The sequence below is a fragment of the Streptacidiphilus albus JL83 genome, from assembly GCF_000744705.1.
GTDB lineage: Bacteria > Actinomycetota > Actinomycetes > Streptomycetales > Streptomycetaceae > Streptacidiphilus > Streptacidiphilus albus.
Genome location: NZ_JQML01000001.1, coordinates 6,433,519 through 6,456,329, shown reverse-complemented (window position 1 = coordinate 6,456,329; position 22,811 = coordinate 6,433,519). Strand labels below are relative to the sequence as shown.

The following is a 22,811-nucleotide window of genomic DNA, read 5'->3' as shown; positions in this document are numbered from 1 at the left end:
GTGGCGCAGGTCACACTCTCCGCCCTAGGAGTACCCCCCTCAACGCCGAACGATGGAATCTCATTCCGCCCGTCGCCCGATCCAGTGACGCCCGCTCCCGGGAGGGCGGGCGCGGGCGGAAGCCGAGTGGAGCAATCGGCGGGGCGCGAGGTTGACGCACCGCAGGTCGGTCGGGCCCCCAGGGTCGGTCGGACCGTCAGCGTGCTCGGGCCGTCAGCGTGCTCGGGCCGTCAGGGCGGTGGGGCCATCGGGGCGGTCGGGCCGTCGGGCCGTCGGGGCGGTCGGGCCGTCGGGGCCGGGAACGCCGGAGACCGCCGCCCGGTGAGTGGGACGACGGTCTCGGGTGGGGCGGAGGCCCCGGTGTTCGATCTGTTCGAAGAGCTGGCGGCGGCGAGGAACGGGCAGCGGTACCGGGGTGGGCCGGCGGCGGGCGTTCCGGGCCCGGTCGGTCGGGCCCGGCCTGGGACGCCGGGTGCGGTGGTCGCGGCTCAGTGCTCGCGCGGCGCCGGGACCACATGGTCGACCTCGGGGTGGACGGTGAGCAGCGCCCGCATCGCCGCCTCGGCGGCGGTCCCGTCGCCGGTCCCCAGCGCGTCGACCAGCCGGGTGTGGAGTCCGACCGAGGGCTCGGAGGGCCGCTCGCAGGAGGTGATCGGGCCGCCGGAGACATTGAGCGCGGAACCGACGATCCCGGCCAGGTGCTCCAGCATCCGGTTGCCGGAGAGCTCCAGCAGCAGGGTGTGGAACTCGGTGTCGGCCCGGCTGAAGGTGACCTGGTCGGCCTGCTCGGCGGCGTGGCTCATGATCTCGGTCATGTCCACCATCCGCTGGTGGATCTCGTCCCGGCCGTGGCCCGCGGCCAGCCGGGCGGCCAGCGGCTCGATGGCCCAGCGCAGCTCGAAGAGCTCCCGGCGCTGGTCGTCGCGCTGCGGCCCGTAGGCGCGCCACTCGATGATGTCCGGGTCGAGCAGGTTCCAGTCCGCCACCGGACGCACCCGGGTCCCGACGTTGGGGCGGGCGCTGACCAACCCCTTGGCCTCCAGCACCCGCAGCGACTCGCGGACGACGGTGCGGGACACCTCGAAGCGCTGGCCGATCTCCTCGGGCACCAGCGGGCGGTCGGCCCCGAGGTCGCCGGAGACGATCATCTGTCCGAGCTGCTGGACGAGCTGCCCGTGCAGCCCTCGGCCCCGGCTGCCCGAGGAGCGGCGGGCGCGGCCGAGCTCCGGTTCGGGAGCGTCCCAGCGGGGGGAGGGTCCGGGCGTGCCGCGCTCGGGGAAGGCCCGCTCGGCAGTGCGTTCGCCGACGGGGAAGCGGTCCAGCTCGCCGAGTCCGGAGCGGGACGTCTCGGACAGGCGGGCGGTGGTCATGGGGGGATGCGCAACGGTACTCACCTCTCCTTTGTCGGCCTTCGCGCGCCTCAGCTTGAGGACTTTCGTGAAAAGCACACGAAAGGGTGATCGCCCGTCTCTACATAATTGACGTCATATCCGGATGGATCGTCCCCGACCCCCACAAGCCCCCGCACATATGTTCACCGGGTCATTCGCGGTGACCCGGCGGGGCTCCGCTCAGATGCCGCGTCGGCGCGGGAGCAGCAGCAGGTAGCCGGTCAGCAGCACCAGCACCGGTGCGGCGACGAGCGTGGCCAGGGCGACCGAGGACAGCGGCAGGGCGCCGCGCAGACCGCTGAGCGGGCCGTAGAACCACGCGTGCCGGGTGTCGACCGGGTAGAAGGCGTGCAACCGGGACAGCCCCAGCCCCCGCGGCGGCAGCAGGGCGTCCCCGCGCAGGAGGCTGAGCACCGGTTCGACCAGCAGTGGGAGCGCGACCAGGACCAGCAGCCCGGCGGCGGCGCTGCGCAGCAGCCCGGCCGCCAGCAGGCCGATCCAGCCGCCGGCCACCACCAGGGCGACGAAGCCGGCCAGCGCCTGCGGGAAGCGGCCGTGCAGGAGCGCGTGTTCGAAGGCCCCGGCATCGCCGGCCAGGTGCAGCAGAACGGCGTCGAGGGTGAGCGTCGCCAGGGCCAGCAGGGCCGAGACGACGCCGATCACCGTGAGCTTGGCGAGCAGCAGGGCGAGCCGGCGCCGGGGGGCGAGCAGCAGCGGGCGCAGTCCCGGATAGCGGATCTCGTGGCCGTAGGAGAGCGCGCCGAGCGCACCCGCGCCGATCGCTGCCAGCGGCAGGGGCAGCAGCGGCACGCCGGCGGTCAGCACCCGGACCGGTTCGGCCAGCGCCGCCTGCCGCACGGTCACCTCGGCCAGCGCGGCATCCAGCACCAGCACGGCGAGGACGATCAACCAGGTGGAGCGGACGCCGGTGAGTCGGCGGCGCTCGTAGGTCAGGGCCTTCACTGGACGTCTCCTGCGGAACTGGTGCGGGGTCCGGCGGCGGGCTGCTGGACGACGACCGAGGCCGACACGACCGCACCGGGCGTCAGCACGACCACGGTCTCGCCGGTCTCGCTGTCGGTCGCCTGCGGAACCACCTGCGCCAGCTGCGCCACTTCCTCGGCGGGCCGGGTTGACTGGACGGGCTGGGCGGTCTCGGCGGGCTGCCGGGCCGGCGGCCCGACGGAGGTCCGGGTGGACTGGCGCACCGGCTGCAGTCGCGAGTGCCGCTGCTCCGCGCGCTGCCCGGCGGGGATCCCGACCCCGGCGGGCGGAGCCGCGACCGCCTCCGGCGCCTCCGTCGCCGGCGCGACCGCGGTCGGCTCGGCGGAGACGGTGCCGGGACGGTCCGCGAGCTCGTGCAGCAGGATGCCGTGCCGGAAGGCCAACTCGCCGATCTCGGTCCGGCTGACCCCGCCGACCGAGATCCGGGCACCGCCCTCCCGGCGGACCTGGGCGCCCGACTGGGTGAGCAGGTCGGCCAGTCGGCCGATCCGGGGACCGGCCACCGACACCTCGTCGTGCAGCCGGGTCCGCAGGAACTCCGCCACCGGCTGGTCGGCCAGCAGCCGCCCGTGCTCCAGGGTGACCACCCGGTCCGCCAGCGCCGCCGCCTCCTGCGGGCTGCGCACGGTGACCAGGACGGTGCCGCCCCCGGCGGCGAAAGCCCGGAGTACGGCGTGGAACCACTCGCAGTTCTTGGGCGAGAGGTCCTGCGTCGGCTCGTCCAGCAGCAGCGTGCGCGGATCGCCGAGCAGCGCCTCGGCCAGGGCCAGCCGCCGGTTCATCCCGGGCGAGAAGGTGCGCAGCCGGTGCTCGCCGGCCCCGACCAGCCGGGTCTGCTCCAGCATCTGCTCGGCCCGCCGGGCCGGGACCCCGGCCGCCGCCGCGAGCATCCGCAGGTGCCCCCGGGCCCGGCGGTCGGGGTGGCGCGGCGGACGGTCGTGCTCGGACAGGACCACCCCGACCTCGCGCTCGGGGCAGCGGATCCGGCGGTAGGGGCGGCCGTCGAAGAGCGCCGCACCCCGGCCGCGCTCCAGCCCGAGGGCGAGCAGCAGCGCGGTGGTCCGGCCCGAGCCCACCGGGCCCAGCAGTGCGGTGACCTGCCCCTGCCGCGCGTCGAAGGAGAGGTCGAGCAGCGCCGGAGGACGGCCCCGGCGGTAGCTCTTGGTCAGCCCGATCGCCTGGAACATGGAGAGGATCACCCCCGCGTCGGCGGGGAGCCGGACGTCCCCGTAGCCAGCACCATAGACCGGCGCCGTCACCGTGCGTGGTATTGCCGTCTACGGCGCGTTGACACCGTCGGCCGGGAGCCCGCTCCCGCGTCAGTTCTCCGGGCGGAGCATCGGGGGGTTCAGCACGGTCGCGCTCCCGGCGCGGAACAGCTGGGCCGGACGTCCGCCCTGGCGGGTGGTCGTACCGCCGGCCGGGACCAGGAAGCCGGGGGTGCCGGTGACCTTGCGGTGGAAGTTCCGCGGGTCGAGGGCGACGCCCCAGACGGACTCGTAGACCCGGCGCAGCTCCCCGACGGTGAACTCCTCCGGGCAGAACGCGGTGGCGAGCGAGGAGTACTCGATCTTGGAGCGGGCCCGCTCCACCCCGTCCGCGAGGATCCGGGTGTGGTCGAAGGCCAGCAGCAGCCCGTCGTCCTTGCCGCTGCCGAGCAGCTCCTCGACCGGGGCCCAGCGGGCGCTGCGGACGTCCCCGCCGGGGCGGGGGGTGGGCAGGTCGGGGGCGAGCGCCAGATGGGCGACGCTGACCACACGCATCCGCGGGTCACGCTGCGGGTCGCCGTAGGTGGCCAGCTGCTCCAGGTGGGCCCCGACGCCGGGACCCTGCCCGGGCGCGCCGTGGGTGCGCAGCCCGGTCTCCTCCGCGAGCTCCCGGGCGGCGGCCTCGATCAGCCCCTCGTCCGGGCGCACGAATCCGCCCGGCAGGGCCCAGAAGCCCTGGTAGGGAGGCTCGCCGCGGCGCACCATCAGAGCGCACAGCGCATGATCGCGCACGGTCAACACCACCAGGTCGACCGTGACCGCGAATGGGGGGAAGGCCGACGGATCGTAACGCGACATGGGGTCGATCCTAGTCGTCGCTGTGACGATAAACAGCTCCCCGGGTCCGAGTTCCGTCCGAGCGGACTACCGCCCCGGCCGGGCGCGGGCCCGCCGGGACGCCGCCGGGGCACGCTCAGCTCCGCACCCGGGGCCCGCGCAGCACCCGTCTGCGACCGGCGGGACGCCTGGCCCGCCGCTGCCGGGCCCGGCGCTCCGCCCTGAGCGTCGCGCACAGCGAGCGCGGTTCGGCGCCGGTGTTGACCGCCTCGTAGAGCAGTTGGGCGAAGGTGTAGTCCGGGTCGGCCACCAGGGCCCGACCGAGCGCGACCCGGGCGGTGACCGTGTCGCCGGTCACCCAGGCCGTCCAGCCGAGCAGGGCGAGCGGGGCCGCCGCATGGCTGTCGAAGGGCACGGCGCAGCGCCGGGCCAGGAACCGCCAGAGCCGCTGGGCGTGCTCGACGTCGGGCGGGTCGAGCCATTCCGCGGCCCGGTCCCGGGCCAGCCGGTCCTGGAGCCCGAGGATCAGCCGGGCCGCCTCGGCGACCGGAAGGTCCTCGGCGCCCGCCCGGAACCGGGCGACGGCAATGTCCACCAGTTCGTTGGTGCGCCGCCGGACGGCCTCCCGGCCGCCGCTCCGGAGGAGTTCCTCGACCAGTGCCGGGACCGCCTCCTCGAAGGCCTGCAGTTGGGCCTCGGCGGTCGGCGCGCCCTCCGGGTCGAGGGCCTGCTGCAGTGCCTTCAGACTCCCCCGGAGCTGGATGCCGGCGTAGGCGGCGGCCGCCGCGACCGGCGGTGTGCTGCCGGGGCGGTCGACCGGCGTACCGCCGGGATCGCAGCAGCGGGCGTCCCCGCAGCTGAAGGACCACCAGTGGCCGTCCACGACGCAGAGCGACTCGTGGACCGGGATGCCGACCGCCGCGAAGGCCTCGGCCAGGGCGAGGGCCAGCGGACGCAGCCCCTCGGCGGTCTCCTGACCGGACTGCCCCGGGGCGGGGTCGCGGCACAGGTAGACGATCACGGCGTCCGGACGGCGGTCGCGGTGCTCGGAGAGCGCCACCAGGAATCGGGCGACCTCCTCGGCCGCGCGCGGCCAGGCGCCGGGCTCGGGGATGTCGACCCGGACCGTGCCGCCCTGGCTGCGGCGCGGCCCCTGGAGGCCGAGGGCCACGATGCTGTCGTTGGGGAAGAAGCCGAGCAGGTAGGGCAGGGCGTCGACCATGTCGGCGGGGGTCCGCATCCGGACGACGGGGTGCTCGAAGGAGGAGCGGGCGGGGGTGCGCGGGTTCTCGTTCATGGGTCGAGCTTCGGGCCGACGGCCGACACCGCCCGTCCGTTCGGCGCCACCTGTGGACGAATCGGCGGCTGTGGAAAACTCCGCCACCCGCACGGGTGAAGCAGAACCGTTCCTGCTTCACCCGTGGCCAACCGGGCAGGGGTCCCGCTCACGCCGAGCCGCGCCGCACCAGCTCCGTCGGCAGGATCACCGAGGCCGGCGGCTCGCCGGCGATCAGCGACAGCAGCAGCCGGACCATCTCCGCACTGATCCGGTCCCGGGGCTGACGGACCGTCGTCAGCCCCGGGCGGGTGGCCGCGGCGATGCTGGAGTCGTCGAAGCCGCCCACCGCGACGTCCTGGTGGGCCCAGGAACTGGAGTCGGCTCGGCCCCCGCTGACCCCCGCCGCGCCGCCCGCCCCGGCCGGCCGCCGGAGCCCGCTGCCCCGCCCCGGCTAGCCGGCCAGGGCCAGGACCAGCGGCAGGACCTGTTCGGCGCCGGCCTGGCGCAGCAGCCGGGCGCCCACCGCCAGGGTCCAGCCGGAGTCGGTCCAGTCGTCCACCAGCAGCACCGGCCCCGGGGTGGCGGCCAGGGCCGCGGCGAGTTCCTCGGGGACGGCGAAGGAGGCGGCCAGGGCGCGCAGCCGCTGGGCGGAGTTGCTCCGGTGCGCCGGGTGGACTCCCGCCTGCGGGGTGTACGCCAGGCTGCCCAGCAGCGGCAGCCGGCCGACCCGGGCCAGCCCCTGGGCCAGCGAGCCCACCAGCTGCGGGCGGGAGCGCGAGGGCATCGCGACGATGCCCACCGGCCGCGGCGCCGCGTCGGGGACTCCGGCCGCCCAGCCGCCCGGCGAGCGCGCCCAGTCGGCCACCACCGTCACCACGGCGGCCAGCACGTCGTCCGGCACCGGTCCGTCCGCCGCCTGCTCCGCGAGCAGCGGGCGCAGCCGGTTGCCCCAGCCGATGTCGGACAGCCGGCCCAGCGCCCGGCCGGTGGCCGCCTGCTGGCCCGCCGGGATCCGGCCCTTGAGGTCGACCCCGACCGCGGGCATGCCCGAGGGCCACATCCGGCGCGGCTCGACCTCGACCCCGGGGCGGTCCAGCTCGTCGGCCGCCCCGGCCAGCGCCCCGGAGGAGACGGCGGCGTCGAGCCAGGGCCCGGCGCAGTTGTCGCAGCGGCCGCAGGGGGCCGCCTTCTCGTCGTCCAGCTGCCGCTGGAGGTACTCCATCCGGCACTCGGTGGTCGACACGTAGTCCCGCATCGCCTGCTGCTCGGCCTCCCGCTGCCGGGCGACCCAGGCGTACCGCTCCGCGTCGTAGGTCCACGGCTGTCCGGTCGCGGTCCAGCCGCCCTTCACCCGTTTGACCGCGCCGTCCACGTCCAGGACCTTGAGCATCGTCTCCAGTCGCGAGCGCCGGAGCTCCACCAGCGGCTCCAGGGCCGGCAGCGACAGCGGCCGGCCGGCCTGCTCCAGCGCGGCCAGGGTGCGCCGCACCTGTTCCTCGGGCGGGAAGCCCACCGAGGCGAAGTAGGCCCAGATCGCCTCGTCCTCGCGCCCCGGCAGCAGCAGCACGTCCGCGTGGTCCACCCCGCGCCCGGCGCGGCCGACCTGCTGGTAGTAGGCGATCGGGGACGAGGGCGACCCCAGGTGGACCACGAAGCCGAGGTCCGGCTTGTCGAAACCCATCCCCAGCGCCGAGGTCGCCACCAGCGCCTTCACCCGGTTGGCCAGCAGGTCCTCCTCGGCCCGCAGCCGGTCCGCGTTCTCGGTCCGCCCGGTGTAGGAGGCAACCGGGTAGCCGCGCTGACGCAGGAACGCCGCGACCTCCTCCGCCGCCGCGACCGTCAGCGTGTAGATGATTCCCGAGCCCGGCAGCTCGCCCAGCCGCTCCCCCAGCCAGGCCAGCCGGTGCGCCGCGTCCGGCAGCCGGAGCACGCCGAGACGAAGGCTCTCCCGGTCCAGCGGCCCGCGCAGCACCAGGGCCTCGTCCCCGCCGGTGCCCAGCTGCTCGGCCACGTCGGCGGTGACCCGGGCGTTCGCCGTCGCCGTGGTGGCCAGCACCGGCACCCCGGCCGGCAGCTCCGCCAGCATGGTGCGCAGCCGCCGGTAGTCCGGGCGGAAGTCGTGCCCCCAGTCCGAGATGCAGTGCGCCTCGTCCACCACCAGCAGGCCGGTGGTGGCGGCCAGCCGGGGCAGTACCGACTCGCGGAAGTCGGGCGAGTTCAGCCGCTCCGGGCTGACCAGCAGCACGTCCACGGTCCCGGCCGCGACCTCCGCCTGGACCGCGTCCCACTCCTCCGGGTTGGCCGAGTTGATCGTCCGTGCGGCGATCCCGGCGCGCGCGGCCGACTCCACCTGGTTCCGCATCAGCGCCAGCAGCGGCGAGATGATCACCGTCGGACCGGCGCCGCGCTTGCGCAGCATCGAGGTGGCGACGAAGTACACCGCCGACTTCCCCCACCCGGTCCGCTGCACCACCAGCGCCCGGCGGTGACCCACCACCAGCGCCTCGATCGCCTGCCACTGGTCCTCACGCAGACGCGCCGTACCGCTCCCGTCCCCCACCAGACGGGCCAGCACAGCATCGGCCTCGGCACGCAGTTCCATGTCGCTCATGCCCCCATGCAACCGGACAGCACCGACATCGCGCGAACCCGCAGCCGGAACGGCGGCCCCCGATTCGACTGACGGCTGGTCAGCCTCCCCCGGGAGCGCCTAACCGTGCATGATCGTAATCAATGCTGGAATATAAGCGGCAAAGCGTCTGATCGGTGACACTTCCGACAGGGCTGCCGTTGCCGCATCAGGCCCGAGGACGTGAGAATTGGCCAGTGCCACGGCGGGCCCGGTCCCTGTCCGCAGCACCGAGGTGCCCTGCGCGGGTATGGGGAAGGAGTGGTCTTGGGCTTGAACTCCGTTGCCGTGGGCCCCGCTGCCGTGGGCGCTGCCGCGGTGGGCCCGACCGCCCTGCACAGATCCCTCGCCCCGGCCGACTGGCGCGAGGCCGCGCCGCTGCTGCTGCGCGACCCCCGGGCGCTGGTCGGCGACCTGCACCGGGTGCACCGGCCGAGCCCGGGCACCGTCGTGCTCGGGGTGCTGGACCCCGAGGGCCGGATCGTCGCCGGAGCCTCCTTCGGCAGCGGCGAGACCGGCGGCACCCCGCTCTCCCCGCGCACCCGCTCCGGCTCCGGCGACGGCTGGCTGTACCGCAACGCCCTGCTCGACCAGCTGCGCCGGATCGTCCCGCACGACCTGCGGCGCGCCAGCCCGGCCCGCACCGCCGTACTGATGCTCTGCCGCCGCGGCACGCCGGACTGGACCGACGAGGACGGCGCCTGGATGTGGGCGCTGCAGGACGCCTCGGTACTGCACGGGCTGCGCTGCGGCGCCTACGTCACGCTGACCGACGCCGGCTGGCAGGTCCTCGGCGACGGACGCCGGGGCCGCTGCCCGAACGCCGGCTCCTGGGCCCAGGAGACCGTACGGACCGTCAGCACCCTGCCGGTCGGGACCCGGCCGGTGCGGGCCCTGGCCGAACCGGTGCGCGCGGTGCTGACCGGCTCCCGGTCGGCCCGGACCGGGAGCCTGCGCGCGCGGTGACGACCGGCGTGGCCTACCCGGCCGCGCCGCAGACCACCAGCAGGGCGGTGGCCCGGACCTGGGCGAGCGCGAGCGCGCCCTCGACCACGGTCGGCGATCCGCCGTTCACGACCAGGATCACGACCTCGCGGGTGACCGGACGGCACGCGCTGACGTCGGCGTAGAAGACGTCCTGGGCCTCGTCGAGCTGCGCCCAGTAGCGCTCGGCGCCGAAGGACTCCTCGTGCTGCTGCCACGGGTGGGGCTCACCGGTCGTCAGAACCAGTACCTGGCCGGGCGCGCGACCGGCGTCGAGCAGTCGGTCGAGCGCGTCGTCCGCACGTTCGAGGGCGACCTCGGGGGCGGCCTCGACCCGTTCGACCACGAGGGCAGGAGCGGCGGGGGCAGCCGGACGGCGCGGCGCGGGGCCCGGCTTGGGGATGATGCGCGCCGGTCCGGAGTCGGGTCGGCGGGCGGGCGGTCCCGGGCGCGGAATCGGACGCGGGCCGGGGGAAGCGGAAGCGGGGGAAGAACTGAGGGTGGGTGCGGCGGGTGTCAGGGAAGGCGTGGTGCGGGCAGTCGTTTCCGTCTCGTCGTTGGACGGTACGCGCGGGCCCGGGGCGGTCTTGTGGATCTCCAGCTCCTCGGCAGAATCTGGCGGCACACCGGATGGCGTCGCACAGCGCCCCAGAGCTTACTCGCCCGGGTCGAACAGCCGGTAGGGGGCTGCTCCGTTGTCTCACCCTGCAGAAACGCGGCCCGTTGACGGCGGGTGTACGCCGGCCCAACGGCGTCTTTCCGAACGCCGGACAACCCCGGCGAGCCGGGCCGACGCACCGTCAGAAGCCCAGCGACAGCTGCCCGGCGTCCTGCTCCTCGGAGCGGCGCACGGTCTTCAGGTGCCGCCACTTCGGAAGCGCGTCCAGGTACGACCAGGAGAGCCGGTGGTACGGGGTGGGGCCGTGTTCCGCCAGGGCCTCGCGGTGCACCGGGGAGGGGTAGCCGGCGTTGGCGTCGAAGGCGAACTCGGGATGGCCGGCGCCGATCTCCGCCATCAGGTCGTCCCGCAGGACCTTGGCGATCACCGAGGCCGCGGCGACGCAGATGCAGGACTGGTCGCCCTTGATCACCGTCCGCACCCGCCAGGGCGCGCCCAGGTAGTCGTGCTTCCCGTCGAGGATGACGGCGTCCGGACGCACCGGGAGCGCATCCAGGGCGCGCACGGCGGCGAGCCGGAGCGCGGCCGTCATCCCCAGTTCGTCGCACTCCTGCGCGGAGGCGTGGCCGAGGGCGTGCGCGATGGCCCACTCGGCCAGCACCGGCGCCAGTTCGGCCCGGCGGCGGGGGGTGAGCAGCTTGGAGTCGGTCAGCCCCTCCGGGGCGCGGCGCAGGCCGGTGACGGCCGCGCAGACGGTGACCGGACCGGCCCAGGCGCCCCGGCCGACCTCGTCCACCCCGGCCACCACCTCGGCCCCGGCCCGGCGGAGCGAGCGTTCGACGGTGTGGGTCGGAGGTGTGATCGGCATGGCGTCCAGGTTACGCGCGCCGACCCGGCCCCCGGGCCGGGAGTCCCCGGTGCGCACAGCCCCTGGCACGGATGGGCACTGACGTTCGCCGGGGCAGTCGAGTGCGGACGCGCCTCAGGCCCGCACCATGGGCAGCAGCACCTCGTCGACCAGGACGACCATCTCCGCGTCGGTCGGCGGTCCGACCATCTTGGCGCGGTACAGCAGCACCGCCGGCACCACGTCCAGCAGCAGCGGGGCGCCGACCGCGCCCGGACGGACGTCACCCCGCACGACGCCCCGGACCAGCAGCTCCCGCAGCAGGTCCTTGCCCGGACGGATCACCCGTTCGTGCATCAACCCGGCGAAGGGCGCACCCCGTTCGTGGTCCAGCTCCGACATGATGACCCGACCCGCCCGGCCGGGGACGGAGAGCATGGTCGCCCGCATCCGCCGGACCAGTTCCAGCAGGTCCGCCCGCAGTTCGCCAGTGTCGGGCGCGGGTCCTGCCTCCGGCAGCAGGGCCTGGAGGGCGTCCAGGACCAGGGCCTCCCTGGAGCCCCAGCGGCGGTAGAGCGAGGCCTTCCCGGTCTGCGCCCGGGTCGCCACGGCCTCCATGCTGAGCATCGCGTAGCCGGAGCTGACCAGTTCGTCGAGAACCGCCTCGAAGATCGCATGTTCGAGGACCTTGCCGCGCCGCCGGACCGGGGACGGACCCGCCTCCGCCGCCCCCGGGGAAGACGCTGCCGACCGGGTGTTCTCGCTGGTCGTGGTCATGGGCGGGTACCTCTCCAAAACGGGCCTTAGTGAACGGTTGCGTTCACAATGACCGCGCCGCTACCGTCAACTCTAGTGAACGGGCCCGTTCACTCATAGTCCAGGGGGATCGTCGTGGCTGCACCAGTCACCGTTGACCAGTCCGCTCCCGCCCAGGCGAGGCGCGGCCAGCACCCCGGCATCGCGCTCACCGTGATCGCCGCGACCCAGCTGATGGTCGTGCTCGACGTCACCATCGTGAACATCGCGCTGCCGCACATCGCCGGCGCGCTGAAGTTCTCCACCACCAACCTGTCCTGGGTGATCGACGCCTACTCGCTCACCTTCGGCGGGCTGCTGCTGCTCGGCGGACGAATAGGCGACATCCTCGGCCGCCGTCCCACGCTGATCTTCGGCGTGCTGCTGTTCTGCCTGGCCTCGCTGCTCGGCGGCCTGGCCACCGCGCCGTGGATGCTGCTCGGCGCCCGGGCGCTGCAGGGCGTCGGCGGCGCCGTCGCCTCGCCGACCGCGCTCGCGCTGATCACCACCAACTTCGCCGAGGGACCGGAGCGCAACCGCGCCTTCGGCGTCTTCTCCGCCGTGGCCGGGGCCGGCGGCGCGATCGGCCTGCTGGCCGGCGGCATGCTCACCTCCTGGCTGTCCTGGCGCTGGGTGCTGTTCGTCAACGTGCCGATCGGCATCGCCATCGCCGTGCTCGCGCCGCTCTACATCAACGACTCCCCCCGCCGACCCGGCCGCTTCGACCTGCCCGGCGCCCTCACCGGCACGCTCGGCATGGTCTCCCTGGTGTACGGCTTCATCCGCGCCTCCGAGTCGAGCTGGACGGACCGGCTGACCCTCGGCTCCTTCGCGCTCTCAGTGGTGCTGCTCGGACTGTTCCTGCTGATCGAGTCCCGTACCGCGCAGCCGATCACCCCGCTGCACATGTTCCGCAACCGCAACCGCTCGGGCAGCTACGGCATCATGCTCTGCCTGGCGGCGGCGATGTTCAGCATCTTCTTCTTCATCACCCTGTTCGTGCAGGACATCCTGGGCTTCAGCCCGCTGCGGGCCGGCATCGCCTTCCTGCCGATCAGCGCGGCGATCATCACCGCGGCGCAGATCTCGGCCCGGATGCAGACCCGGATCGGCCCGAAGCCGTTCATGGTCGGCGGCACGCTGCTGGTCAGCGGCGCCGTCGCCTGGCTGACCCAGATCACCGTGCACAGCGGCTATGTGGACGGGGTCCTCGGCCCGACGCTGATGTTCGGCTTCGGCATGGGCAGCGTCTTCGTCCCGATCATGCTGACCGCCGTCTCCGGCGTCGCCGCGCACGAGACCGGCTCGGCCTCCGGGCTGCTCAACACCACCCAGCAGGTCGGCGGCGCACTGGGGCTGTCCATCCTGGTGACCGTCTTCGGCACGGCCAACCGCAACGCCGGCAAGCAGCAGGCGGCGCGGTTCCTGGCGCACGCCACCCCGAAGCAGGCCGCGGCCTTCGCCCACAGCCACCAACTGCCCGCCCCCTACGCCGGCCAGGTGCTCGCCCACGGCATCGCGACCGCGTTCCAGATGGGACTGGTCTTCGCACTGCTCGCGGCCGCGCTGGCGCTGTTCGCGGTGAAGGCCGGGCGGCCCGAGCCCGGCCGCGAACCCGCACTGCAGGATGTCCAGCCCATGGTCGCCTGACCCGCGGCCGCGCCACCACCCAGCCCTGCCACCGCCCGGCCCCGGCCGCCGACCCCGGCACCCCGCACCGGTGCCGGGGTCAGCTGCGCTGCACCAGCCTCGGCCCACCGCCCTCGCGCCAGGCGTGGACGTCCAGATGGTCGCCGCCGGGCCGGACGAACGACAGCCCGGTGACCTCGACCCGGAACACCTGGCAGTCCTCCGGCTCGAAGCCGGTCGCCGCACTCAGCGCCTCCAGGTACTCCTGCCGCAGGCCCTCGGCGGTCACCTCCACCGCCCGACCCGCGATCTTGGCATCGCCCTCCTGCACGTCCTTGTCGGTGGTGGCGCTGTGCAGCGCCATCCGGGGGTCGCGCCGCAGGTCCTCGCCCTTGCGCGAGGCCGGCATCATCCCCAGCCACAGCTCGCCCAGCGCGAAGAGCGGCTCGATCCCGCTGATCCGCGGCGAGCCGTCCCGCCGCAGCGTGGCCAGCAGGCCCATTCCGTGCGCCTCGAACCGCCCCCGCACCAGCGCGGCGAGCTCCGGCGCGGCAGCCTCGGTCTCATCCCAGGTACTCATGCCGCCCATCGTCGCGTGCGGGTCCGACAATCGCCGGACGGCCGCCGAACCCTTCAGCTCTGCTACACGGTTGACCGAAGGACAATTCGCTGGTGCTCCATCATCGGCTCGCCGACGATGAGACCGGGGAGATCGGCCCCGGGGCACACCCGCACGAGAGGACCACCGCGATGACAGGTACCAGTGGGACGGCAGGCACGACCCCGGAGCGACACCGCCCGCCCTTCGGCCGGATCGCCCCGGCGATGGTCACCCCGTTCCACCCCGACGGCAGCCTCGACCCCCTCGGCGCGCAGACGCTCGCCACCCACCTGGTCGACCGCGGCTGCGACGGCATCGTCCTCAACGGCACCACCGGCGAGTCCCCGACCACCACCGACGCCGAACAGGACCGGCTGCTGCGCGCCGTCCTCGAAGCCGTCGGCGACCGGGCCAGGGTCACCGCCGGCGTCGGCAGCAACGACACCCGGCACACCGTCGAACTGGCCCGGGCCGCCGAGCGCGCCGGCGCCCACGGCCTGCTGGTGGTCACCCCCTACTACAGCCGTCCCTCGCAGGAGGGGATCGCCCGGCATGTCGCCGCCGTCGCCGAGGCGGTGGGGCTCCCGGTCATGCTCTACGACATCCCCGCGCGCACCGGCGTCCGGCTGCACCGGGAGACCCTGCTGCGGCTGGCCGAGCACCCCCGGGTCGCCGCCGTGAAGGACTCCGCCTACGACCTGCTCGGCAGCGCGCGGGTGATCGCCGACAGCGGCCTGGACTACTACTCCGGCGCCGACGAGCTCAACCTCCCGCTCTACTCCGTCGGGGCCGTCGGCGCCGTCAGCACCGTCGCCAACGTGGCCCCGGAGCAGACCCGCGCCGTGCTGGACGCCCACACCGCCGGCGACAACGCCGAGGCGCTGCGGCAGCACCGGCTGCTGCTTCCGCTGATCGACGCGATGATGGGCGCCGCCCCGGGCACGGTCACCGCCAAGGCGCTGCTCCGCCTCCTCGGCCTGCCCGCCGGACCGGTCCGGCTCCCACTGGTGGACGCCGACCCGGAACTCGTCGGCGAACTCGCCGCCGCCCTGCCGTCCCCGGTCGGCTGAGTCCCGCCCGGACCCACCGATGCCTCGGACCGATGCCTCAGACCGATGCCTCGGACCGATGCCTCAGACCGATGCCTCAGATCCAGCGGTCGAAGGGCCGGTCCAGCCGGTACTTGCCGTTCGCCCCCAGCAGCAGGGTCCGGTGCTCGCCGTTGTCCGGGTTGGACAGCGCCTCGAACTCGTCCACCGACCAGTGGAACCAGCGCATGCAGAAGAGCCGCATCATCAGCCCGTGCGTCACCAGCAGCACGTTCGGCGGATAGTCGGGCCGCTCGAAGTTGCGGTGCAGCGTCTCGAAGAAGGCCCCGACCCGGTCGTAGACGTCGGCGCCCGACTCGCCCTGGGTGAAGCGGTAGAAGAAGTGGCCGTAGGCGGCACGGGCCGCGCGCTGGCGGTGGATGTCCTCGACGTCCTGGAGGTTGCCCCAGTCCTGCTCGCGCAGCCGGGGCTCCTCCATCACCCGCAGCCGGTTCCGGTCCAGGCCCATCAGGTCGAAGGTCTGCCGGGTCCGCAGGTACGGCGAGACATACGCCTGGACCGCCCCGTCGCCGAGCAGCTCCCGCAGCTCCGCACCCGCCGCCAGCGCCTGCTTCCGCCCCCGCCCGGTGAGCTTCAGCGCGTGGTCCGGCACCCGCTCGTAGATCGATTCATCGACGTTCCCTTCGGACTCGCCATGCCTGACCAGGACGATGCGCAGTGGACGTGCCATGCGGGTCACGGTAGCCGGGTGACCGGAACGCGCCGGACATCAGCGGGCCTGCTGCGCGTCGTAGGCGGCCCGGGCGCGGTCGACGCCCGACCGGTGCCGTTCCGCCCAGACCGTCAGCTCGGTCAGGGTGCCGCGCAGTTCGGCCGCCATGGCGGTGGCCGTGTACTCGACCCTGGGCGGCACCGTCGGATAGACGGTACGGGTCAGCAGCCCGTCCCGCTCCAGGTTCCGGAGCGTCAGCGTCAGCATCCGCCGGCTGATGTCCGGGATGGCCCGCTCCAGTTCGGTGAAGCGGATCGGCCCCCTGGTCGCGGCCATCAGGATCGGGATGCTCCACTTCCCGGAGACCCGGCCCAGCACCTCGATCATCGGGCAGCTCTCGGCGACCAGGTCCGCCGCCGTCGCCTCCACGGTCACACCGGTGTGTCCCTGGGACATGAAAGTGCCTCCTTACGGCCGGTCACATGGTCACACATGATGGCCTCAGTAACAATAAGTTCCCCATGGGAGAGCCGAGATGACCCAGCCCGAGCCGATCCGGTCCGACACCCCCCGGTCCGACACCCCCCGGCACGACACCCCCCGGTCCGCCGTACCCGACGAACACCGCACCCGCTGGGCCGCCCTGGCCGTCCTCTGCACCGGCACCCTGATGATCGTCCTCGACGGCACCATCGTCACCGTCGCCCTGCCGACCATCCAGAACGACCTCCACCTCACCGCCCCGGGCCTCGCCTGGGTGATGAACGCCTACCTGATCCCCTTCGGCGGGCTGCTGCTGCTCGCCGGACGCCTCGGCGACCTGGTCGGCCGCCGGCGGGTGCTGATCGCCGGCCTGGTCCTGTTCACCGCCGCCTCGCTGCTCTGCGGCATCGCCACCACCTCCGCCGCCCTGATCGGCGCCCGGCTGCTGCAGGGCGTCGGCGGCGCGCTCACCGCAGCCGTCAGCCTCGGCATGATCACCCGGCTCTTCCCCGACCCCCGCGAACTGCGCCGTGCCTTCGCCGTCTACGGCTTCACCGGCTCGGCCGGCGCCTCCGTCGGACTCGCGCTCGGCGGGATCCTCACCCAGGAGCTGAGCTGGCACTGGATCTTCTTCATCAACCTGCCGATCGGCCTGGCCACCGTCGCCCCCGCGCTCCGACTGCTCCGCGCCGACCGCGGCCTCGGCCTGCGCCACGGCGCCGACCTCCCGGGGGCGCTGCTGGTCACCTCCGGCCTGATGCTCGGCGTCTACGCCATCGTCGACCACGGCCACGACGCCTGGCTCGCCGCTCTGCTGCTGCTCGGCTTCGCCGTCCGCCAGGCCACCGCCGCCGACCCGCTGCTCCCGCCCCGGCTGCTCCGCTCCCGCAACGTCAGCGGCGCCAACCTGGTCCAGGCGCTGACCGTCGCCGCGCTGTTCGGCTTCCAGGTGCTGATCGCCCAGTACCTCCAGCATGTCCTGGACCTCGGCCCGGCCGCCACCGGGCTGGCCATGGTCCCCGCCGCCCTGTCCATCGCCGCCTTCTCGCTCGGCCTCGCCGCCCGGTTCATCGCCCGGTACGGCGAGCGCGCCGTCCTGCTCGCCGGACTGCTGATGCTCGCCCTCGGCCTGGGCCTGCTCACCCGCCTCCCCGCCCACGGCCACTACCTGTCCGACGTGCTGCCGACCGTGCTGCTGGCCGGCGGCTTCGGCCTGGCGATCACCGCCGTCACCACCCTCGGCATGGCCGACGCCGGCCCCAGCGACGCCGGCCTGGTCTCCGGACTGCTCAACACCACCCAGCAGGTCGGCGCGGCCCTGGGCGTCGCCGTCACCGGCACCCTGGCCACCGCCCGCAGCACCCGCCTCCGGGCCGTCGGCGACACCGCGACCGCCGCCCTCGCCGGCGGCTACAGCCTCGCCTTCACCCTGGCCACCGCCCTGCTGCTGACCGCTCTCGGGCTCGCCGCCGCCCTGCTCCGCAACCCCCGCCCCGCCACCGCCCAGGTCCCGGCCGACAGCACCACCCGGGACCTGGCCCCGACCGTGTGACGCCGAGGAACGGCCGGACCGGGGAACGACTGAGGGGGCCGACACCGTCGGCCCCCTCAGTCGTTCACTCACTCAGCGGTCGGTCAGCTGCAGCCGCTGGTGGAGCCGCAGCCCTCGCAGAGGTAGCAGCTGCCGGCGCGGCGCATCTTGGTGCCGCAGGAGAAGCAGAGCGGGGCGTCGGAGTTGATGCCCTGCTGGATCTCCATCAGCTCGGTGGAGTTGTGCGCGGTCGGCACCGGCGCCGTCTGGATGACGATCGGGGCCGGCGCGGGCTTCGGAGCGGGGGCGGCCACGGCGCGGGGGGCCGACTGGGCCAGTCCCTCGACGTCCATGTCGTCCTCGTCCGTCGGCTCGTAGGAGCCGGTCTCCAGGTGGCGCTGGCGCTCCTCGACCGAGTGGATGCCCAGCGCGGAGCGGGTCTCGAAGGGCAGGAAGTCGAGCGCCAGCCGGCGGAAGATGTAGTCGACGATCGACTGCGCCATCCGCACGTCCGGGTCGTCGGTCAGACCGGCCGGCTCGAAGCGCATGTTGGTGAACTTCGAGACATAGGTCTCCAGCGGCACGCCGTACTGCATGCCGACCGAGACGGCGATGGAGAAGGCGTCCATCATCCCGGCCAGGGTCGAGCCCTGCTTCGACATCTTCAGGAAGACCTCGCCGAGGCCGTCGTCCGGGTAGGAGTTGGCGGTCATGTAGCCCTCGGCGCCACCCACGGTGAAGGAGGTGGTGATCCCCGGGCGGCCCTTGGGCAGGCGCTTGCGGACCGGGCGGAACTCCACGACCTTCTCGACCGCGGCGGGGGCGGCGGGCTTCGCCTCGGCCTTGCCGTCGTTCTTGCTCTTCGCCGAGAGCGGCTGGCCGACCTTGCAGTTGTCCCGGTAGATGGCCAGCGCCTTGACGCCGAGCTTCCACGCCTCGAAGTAGATCTCCTCGACCTCGTCGACGGTGGCCGTCTCCGGCATGTTCACCGTCTTGGAGATGGCGCCGGAGATCCAGGGCTGGATCGCGGCCATCATCCGGACGTGGCCCATCGCGGAGATGACCCGCTCGCCCATGGCGCAGTCGAAGATCGAGTAGTGCTCCGCCTTCAGCCCGGGGGCGTCCACCACGTTGCCGTGCTCGGCGATGTGGGCGATCACGGCCTCGACCTGCTCCGGCTGGTAGCCGAGGCGCTTCAGCGCACGCGGCACCGTGCCGTTGACGATCTGCATCGAGCCGCCGCCGACCAGCTTCTTGAACTTCACCAGGGCGAGGTCGGGCTCCACACCGGTGGTGTCGCAGTCCATCATCAGACCGATGGTGCCGGTCGGGGCCAGCACGCTGGCCTGGGCATTGCGGAAACCGTTCTGCGCGCCGAGCCGCAGCACGTCCTGCCAGGTCTCGGTGGCCGCCGCCCAGATCGGGTTGTCCAGGTCGTCGCCGCGCGGGGCGACGGCGTTGGCGTCGGCGTGCTGGCGCATGACGCGCTGGTGCGGCTCGGCGTTGCGGGCGTAGCCGTCGTAGGCGCCGACGATGTCGGCGAGCTCGGCGCCGCGGCGGTAGGCGGTGCCGGTCATCAGCGAGGTGATCGCACCGGCCAGGGCGCGGCCGCCGTCGGAGTCGTAGGCGTGGCCGGTGGCCATCAGCAGCGCGCCGAGGTTGGCGTAGCCGATGCCGAGCTGGCGGTAGGCGCGGGTGGTCTCGCCGATCTTCTGGGTCGGGAAGTCGGCGAAGCAGATGGAGATGTCCATCGCGGTGATGACCAGCTCGACGACCTGGGCGAAGGCCGCGACGTCGAAGGTGTCGTCCTCGCGGAGGAACTTCATCAGGTTGAGCGAGGCGAGGTTGCAGCTGGAGTTGTCCAGGTGCATGTACTCGGAGCAGGGGTTGGACGCGTTGATCCGGCCGGACTCCGGGCAGGTGTGCCACTGGTTGATCGTGGTGTCGTACTGGATGCCCGGGTCGGCGCAGGCCCAGGCGGCCTCGGCCATCTTGTGGAACAGGCTCTTGGCGTCGACGGTCTCCATGACCTCGCCGGTGAGCCGGGCGCGGAGGCCGAACTCGGTGCCGTTCTCGACGGCCTGCATGAACTCGTCGTTCACCCGGACCGAGTTGTTGGCGTTCTGGTACTGGACGGAGGTGATGTCGTCCCCGCCGAGGTCCATGTCGAAGCCCGCGTCGCGGAGGGCGCGGATCTTCTCCTCCTCCTTGACCTTGGTCTCGATGAAGGCCTCGATGTCGGGGTGGTCCACGTCCAGGACCACCATCTTGGCCGCGCGGCGGGTCGCGCCGCCGGACTTGATGGTGCCGGCCGAGGCGTCGGCGCCGCGCATGAAGGAGACCGGGCCCGAGGCGTTGCCGCCGGAGGTCAGCAGTTCCTTGGAGGAGCGGATCCGGGAGAGGTTCAGGCCGGCGCCGGAGCCGCCCTTGAAGATCATCCCCTCTTCCTTGTACCAGTCCAGGATCGAGTCCATGGAGTCGTCCACGGCCAGGATGAAGCAGGCGCTGACCTGCTGCGGCTGCTGGGTGCCGACGTTGAACCAGACCGGCGAGTTGAAGCTGAACACCTGGTGGAGGAGGGCGTGGGTCAGCTCGTGCTCGAAGATCTCGGCGTCGGCCGGGGAGGCGAAGTAACCGTTCTTCTCGCCGGCGGCGCGGTAGGTCAGCACCACCCGGTCGATGATCTGCTTGAGGCTCCACTCGCGCTGCGGGGTGCCCAGCGCGCCGCGGAAGTACTTGCTGGTGACGATGTTGGTGGCGTTGACCGACCAGAATTCGGGGAACTCGACGCCGCGCTGGTCGAAGTTGACCGAGCCGTCACGCCAGTTGGTCATGATGACGTCGCGGCGCTCCCAGTTCACCGCGTCGTACGGGTGGACGCCGGGCGTGGTGAAGATGCGTTCGACGCGGAGGCCCGAACCCTGGCCGGTCGCGCCGGCCTTGGCGCCGCTCCTGCCGCCCTTGGCCGCACCGCCCTTGCCTGCACGTGTCCCGCTGGTGGTGTCCGTCATTGCCGCCTCCTCCTGGGCAAACGCCCTGAGCGCCCCGCTGCTTCCCGGGGACGCATCGTGTCCGCACTACTAATTCTCTGCAGGCGTCAGCCCCGAGGGGCGCTCCGCCGTACCTACTGAAAGTCGTTCTGGTCCATGGGGTCCCGGTCGAGTCCGGCTGCCGGCGCAGCCGGACGCTACTGGGACGCGGGGGCGGGAGCGGGCACCGCGGTGCCCGGCTCGACCGCGGGGGGCCGCTCGACGCGGAGTTCCGCGATGGCGGCCTCGAAGTCCTCAAGTGATTCGTAGGCCCGGTAGACGGACGCGAAGCGCAGGTAGGCCACGACGTCCAGCTCCTTGAGCGGTCCGAGTATGGCCAGGCCCACATCGTGGGTGGAGAGCTCGGCGGCGCCGGTGGCCCGGACCGCCTCCTCCACCCGCTGGCCCAGCTGGGCCAGCGCGTCCTCGGTGACCGGCCGACCCTGGCAGGCCTTGCGCACGCCGCTGATCACCTTGTCCCGGCTGAACGGCTCGGTCACGCCGCTCCGCTTCACGACCATCAGCGCCGCCGTCTCCACCGTGGTGAAGCGGCGGTTGCAGTCGGGGCACTGGCGGCGGCGGCGGATCGCCGTTCCGTCGTCGGTGGTGCGCGAGTCGACGACGCGGCTGTCCGAGTGTCGGCAGAAGGGGCAGTGCATGTCCGTTCCCCTCCTTGGTCGAGCTTCGGGATGTGGCTGGGCGCTGCTCCGGCACACCCGTGAGGGTGCTGGGGCAGAGGCAAGTCTAGGCGATGCCCGAGGTGGTTCCCACCCCAGGGAACACAACCTGTGGGCTCGCGGACCAATGTAACCACTAGATCTGGGGCATGTGGCAAGCTTCACGGAGCGCGTGTCCGTAGCCCCCGACTCACACCCCGCGATCATTGCAGGTCAGCGCGGAAGGGGTCGGGAAGAGGTCACTCGGATGGCGTCGGAGCACTCCGAGGAGTACACCGGAGGGCGCAGCCGGGGTGGGACAGGGCGCCCGGACCGTCGCGAAGAGGACGAAATTCGGCGGTCCGACCCCGTCCGCGAGGCGATTCATGAGAACCTGCCACTCGAACAAACAAGCGTATGCGTGATACGCCCGTACACCTGCAACCTTGATCATTTCAGGCAATCGGGCAATAATTCACTCGAACGTGTGTTTGGCGCAACCTTTCGATAGGACCTACCGTTGGCCTATTCAAGGGAGAACGTCCATCGAGAGGGGCCGCCGTGACCAGCGCAGAAAACAGCACCGTCCCGGTGCAGGAACGCTCCCAGAACGGCCAGCAGTACCGCACCCACCTTGGCAGCCAGGAAGACCTCAGAAATCCCGTCTCGGGGCTCGTCCCGGGACAGCTTTCGGGGTCCTCCGCACCGCACTCCTCGGGACACTCCTTGGACACTCTTGAAAGCCCCGCGGCCGACGGCCTCGCGGACGAAGGACCGACCCGCTCACTGCCCGGCCGCCCGCCCGGCATCCGGACCGACGAGGCCGGGCTGACCGAACGGCAGCGCCGCGTCATCGAGGTGATCAGGGATTCCGTGCAGCGGCGCGGCTACCCGCCGAGCATGCGCGAGATCGGCCAGGCCGTGGGCCTGTCCAGCACCTCGTCCGTGGCGCACCAGCTGATGGCGCTGGAGCGAAAGGGCTTTCTCCGCCGCGACCCGCACCGTCCGCGCGCCTACGAGGTACGCGGCATGGACGTCGTCCGCCCGGTTCCGGAGAGCACCACCGGTCGGCCGGCCACCTCCTATGTCCCGCTGATCGGGCGGATCGCAGCCGGCGGACCGATCCTCGCCGAACAGTCGGTGGAGGACGTCTTCCCGCTGCCGCGCCAACTGGTCGGCGACGGCGAGCTGTTCGTGCTCAAAGTCAGCGGCGACTCGATGATCGAGGCCGCCATCTGCGACGGCGACTGGGTCACCGTGCGCCGCCAGCCGGTCGCCGAGAACGGCGACATCGTCGCCGCGATGATCGACGGCGAGGCGACCGTGAAGCGGCTCAAGCGCGAGGACGGCCATATCTGGCTGATGCCGCACAACGCGGCCTACGAGCCCATCCCCGGCGACAACGCGACCATCCTGGGCAAGGTCGTCGCGGTGCTGCGCCGCCTCTGAGGTTCCGGCCTCGGGGTTCCGGCCTCGGGGTTCCGGCCTCCGAGGCCCCGCCGCACGCCTGCCGGGTGGGCCCCGCCG

General features: G+C 73.0%; 19 protein-coding genes and 1 pseudogene. 5 read left to right on the top strand and 15 right to left on the bottom strand.

Translation table 11 applies throughout. The features are described 5' to 3' along the window. Positions 1 to 488 precede the first annotated feature (488 nt). The 7 genes and pseudogenes from BS75_RS28280 to BS75_RS28250 all read right to left on the bottom strand — a co-directional run bounded on the left by BS75_RS28280 (position 489) and on the right by BS75_RS28250 (position 8,331). The gene (locus BS75_RS28280; protein WP_042436464.1) at positions 489 to 1,394 is read right to left on the bottom strand and encodes a FadR/GntR family transcriptional regulator; all 906 of its coding nucleotides are present in this window, start codon (positions 1,392 to 1,394) and stop codon (positions 489 to 491) included. Positions 1,395 to 1,571: 177 nt separating this feature from the next. Beyond that, entirely contained in the window at positions 1,572 to 2,354 is a 783-nt protein-coding gene (locus tag BS75_RS28275; protein WP_034090272.1) for an ABC transporter permease, read from the bottom strand. Continuing rightward, a complete protein-coding gene (locus BS75_RS28270) occupies positions 2,351 to 3,655 on the bottom strand; it encodes an ATP-binding cassette domain-containing protein (RefSeq protein ID WP_052069754.1) in 1,305 nt (434 codons plus the stop codon). Before BS75_RS28270 ends, BS75_RS28275 begins: the two co-directional genes overlap by 4 nt. A 60-nt stretch (positions 3,656 to 3,715) precedes the next feature. Continuing rightward, positions 3,716 to 4,462, bottom strand: coding sequence for an NUDIX hydrolase (locus BS75_RS28265; RefSeq protein WP_034090271.1), 747 nt, complete (start codon positions 4,460 to 4,462; stop codon positions 3,716 to 3,718). A gap of 115 nt (positions 4,463 to 4,577) precedes the next feature. Further along, entirely contained in the window at positions 4,578 to 5,738 is a 1,161-nt protein-coding gene (locus BS75_RS28260) for a DUF4192 domain-containing protein (RefSeq protein WP_042436461.1), read from the bottom strand. A 148-nt stretch (positions 5,739 to 5,886) separates the two neighbouring features. After that, positions 5,887 to 6,078, bottom strand: a pseudogene (locus tag BS75_RS28255) (substrate-binding domain-containing protein); the annotation flags it as partial. 93 nt (positions 6,079 to 6,171) lie between these two features. Then, positions 6,172 to 8,331: a RecQ family ATP-dependent DNA helicase gene (locus tag BS75_RS28250; RefSeq protein ID WP_034090269.1), complete on the bottom strand. Its 2,160-nt coding sequence runs from the start codon at positions 8,329 to 8,331 to the stop codon at positions 6,172 to 6,174. A gap of 291 nt (positions 8,332 to 8,622) precedes the next feature. Here BS75_RS28250 and BS75_RS28245 point away from each other — a divergent pair, with 291 nt between their 5' ends. Continuing rightward, entirely contained in the window at positions 8,623 to 9,315 is a 693-nt protein-coding gene (locus BS75_RS28245; protein ID WP_152645570.1) for a hypothetical protein, read from the top strand. A 13-nt stretch (positions 9,316 to 9,328) separates the two neighbouring features. Here BS75_RS28245 and BS75_RS50680 read toward each other — a convergent pair whose 3' ends face one another. The 3 genes from BS75_RS50680 to BS75_RS28230 all read right to left on the bottom strand — a co-directional run bounded on the left by BS75_RS50680 (position 9,329) and on the right by BS75_RS28230 (position 11,576). Next, positions 9,329 to 9,679 carry a hypothetical protein gene (locus tag BS75_RS50680; RefSeq protein WP_231607913.1) on the bottom strand — a complete coding sequence of 117 codons (351 nt, stop codon included), beginning with the start codon at positions 9,677 to 9,679 and terminating at the stop codon, positions 9,329 to 9,331. Between the two features lie 454 nt (positions 9,680 to 10,133). Then, complete coding sequence (locus BS75_RS28235; RefSeq protein ID WP_034090268.1) at positions 10,134 to 10,820, bottom strand: ribonuclease HII; 687 nt, start codon at positions 10,818 to 10,820, stop codon at positions 10,134 to 10,136. 114 nt (positions 10,821 to 10,934) lie between these two features. After that, on the bottom strand, positions 10,935 to 11,576 hold the full coding sequence (locus BS75_RS28230; protein WP_034090267.1) for a TetR/AcrR family transcriptional regulator: 642 nt from the start codon (positions 11,574 to 11,576) through the stop codon (positions 10,935 to 10,937). A 108-nt stretch (positions 11,577 to 11,684) separates the two neighbouring features. Between BS75_RS28230 and BS75_RS28225 the strand changes: the two genes are divergently transcribed. Beyond that, positions 11,685 to 13,244 carry an MFS transporter gene (locus BS75_RS28225; protein WP_408022601.1) on the top strand — a complete coding sequence of 520 codons (1,560 nt, stop codon included), beginning with the start codon at positions 11,685 to 11,687 and terminating at the stop codon, positions 13,242 to 13,244. Between the two features lie 79 nt (positions 13,245 to 13,323). Here BS75_RS28225 and BS75_RS28220 read toward each other — a convergent pair whose 3' ends face one another. Further along, complete coding sequence (locus tag BS75_RS28220) at positions 13,324 to 13,803, bottom strand: pyridoxamine 5'-phosphate oxidase family protein (protein WP_034090266.1); 480 nt, start codon at positions 13,801 to 13,803, stop codon at positions 13,324 to 13,326. 170 nt (positions 13,804 to 13,973) lie between these two features. Here BS75_RS28220 and dapA point away from each other — a divergent pair, with 170 nt between their 5' ends. Next, positions 13,974 to 14,894, top strand: coding sequence for a 4-hydroxy-tetrahydrodipicolinate synthase (dapA, locus tag BS75_RS28215; RefSeq protein WP_042436678.1), 921 nt, complete (start codon positions 13,974 to 13,976; stop codon positions 14,892 to 14,894). A gap of 76 nt (positions 14,895 to 14,970) precedes the next feature. Here the strand turns inward: dapA and BS75_RS28210 are convergent, their stop codons facing one another. Next, positions 14,971 to 15,603, bottom strand: a complete 633-nt coding sequence (locus BS75_RS28210) for a histidine phosphatase family protein (RefSeq protein ID WP_034090265.1) — start codon at positions 15,601 to 15,603, stop codon at positions 14,971 to 14,973. A gap of 39 nt (positions 15,604 to 15,642) precedes the next feature. Further along, positions 15,643 to 16,041, bottom strand: coding sequence for a winged helix-turn-helix transcriptional regulator (locus BS75_RS28205; protein ID WP_034090264.1), 399 nt, complete (start codon positions 16,039 to 16,041; stop codon positions 15,643 to 15,645). A 79-nt stretch (positions 16,042 to 16,120) separates the two neighbouring features. Here BS75_RS28205 and BS75_RS28200 point away from each other — a divergent pair, with 79 nt between their 5' ends. Then, positions 16,121 to 17,620 carry an MFS transporter gene (locus tag BS75_RS28200; protein WP_081982639.1) on the top strand — a complete coding sequence of 500 codons (1,500 nt, stop codon included), beginning with the start codon at positions 16,121 to 16,123 and terminating at the stop codon, positions 17,618 to 17,620. Positions 17,621 to 17,703: 83 nt separating this feature from the next. Here the strand turns inward: BS75_RS28200 and BS75_RS28195 are convergent, their stop codons facing one another. Both BS75_RS28195 and nrdR read right to left on the bottom strand, forming a co-directional pair. Then, entirely contained in the window at positions 17,704 to 20,610 is a 2,907-nt protein-coding gene (locus BS75_RS28195) for a vitamin B12-dependent ribonucleotide reductase (RefSeq protein WP_034090263.1), read from the bottom strand. A 176-nt stretch (positions 20,611 to 20,786) separates the two neighbouring features. Continuing rightward, positions 20,787 to 21,287 (bottom strand): transcriptional regulator NrdR, encoded by a 501-nt coding sequence (gene nrdR / locus BS75_RS28190; protein ID WP_034090262.1) that lies wholly within the window; start codon positions 21,285 to 21,287, stop codon positions 20,787 to 20,789. Between the two features lie 723 nt (positions 21,288 to 22,010). On the opposite strand from nrdR, the gene lexA reads away from it, so the two are divergent. Continuing rightward, positions 22,011 to 22,733: a transcriptional repressor LexA gene (lexA, locus tag BS75_RS28185; RefSeq protein ID WP_042436458.1), complete on the top strand. Its 723-nt coding sequence runs from the start codon at positions 22,011 to 22,013 to the stop codon at positions 22,731 to 22,733. The last annotated feature ends 78 nt before the right edge of the window (positions 22,734 to 22,811 follow it).

Coding starts and splice junctions, on each gene's coding strand:
- BS75_RS28265 (WP_034090271.1), bottom strand. CDS start 4,462: ATGTCGCGTTACGATCCGTCGGCCTTCCCCCCATTCGCGGTCACGGTC.
- BS75_RS28260 (WP_042436461.1), bottom strand. CDS start 5,738: ATGAACGAGAACCCGCGCACCCCCGCCCGCTCCTCCTTCGAGCACCCC.
- BS75_RS28250 (WP_034090269.1), bottom strand. CDS start 8,331: ATGAGCGACATGGAACTGCGTGCCGAGGCCGATGCTGTGCTGGCCCGT.
- BS75_RS28235 (WP_034090268.1), bottom strand. CDS start 10,820: ATGCCGATCACACCTCCGACCCACACCGTCGAACGCTCGCTCCGCCGG.
- BS75_RS28230 (WP_034090267.1), bottom strand. CDS start 11,576: ATGACCACGACCAGCGAGAACACCCGGTCGGCAGCGTCTTCCCCGGGG.
- BS75_RS28220 (WP_034090266.1), bottom strand. CDS start 13,803: ATGAGTACCTGGGATGAGACCGAGGCTGCCGCGCCGGAGCTCGCCGCG.
- dapA (WP_042436678.1), top strand. CDS start 13,974: ATGACAGGTACCAGTGGGACGGCAGGCACGACCCCGGAGCGACACCGC.
- BS75_RS28210 (WP_034090265.1), bottom strand. CDS start 15,603: ATGGCACGTCCACTGCGCATCGTCCTGGTCAGGCATGGCGAGTCCGAA.
- BS75_RS28205 (WP_034090264.1), bottom strand. CDS start 16,041: ATGTCCCAGGGACACACCGGTGTGACCGTGGAGGCGACGGCGGCGGAC.
- BS75_RS28200 (WP_081982639.1), top strand. CDS start 16,121: ATGACCCAGCCCGAGCCGATCCGGTCCGACACCCCCCGGTCCGACACC.
- BS75_RS28195 (WP_034090263.1), bottom strand. CDS start 20,610: ATGACGGACACCACCAGCGGGACACGTGCAGGCAAGGGCGGTGCGGCC.
- nrdR (WP_034090262.1), bottom strand. CDS start 21,287: ATGCACTGCCCCTTCTGCCGACACTCGGACAGCCGCGTCGTCGACTCG.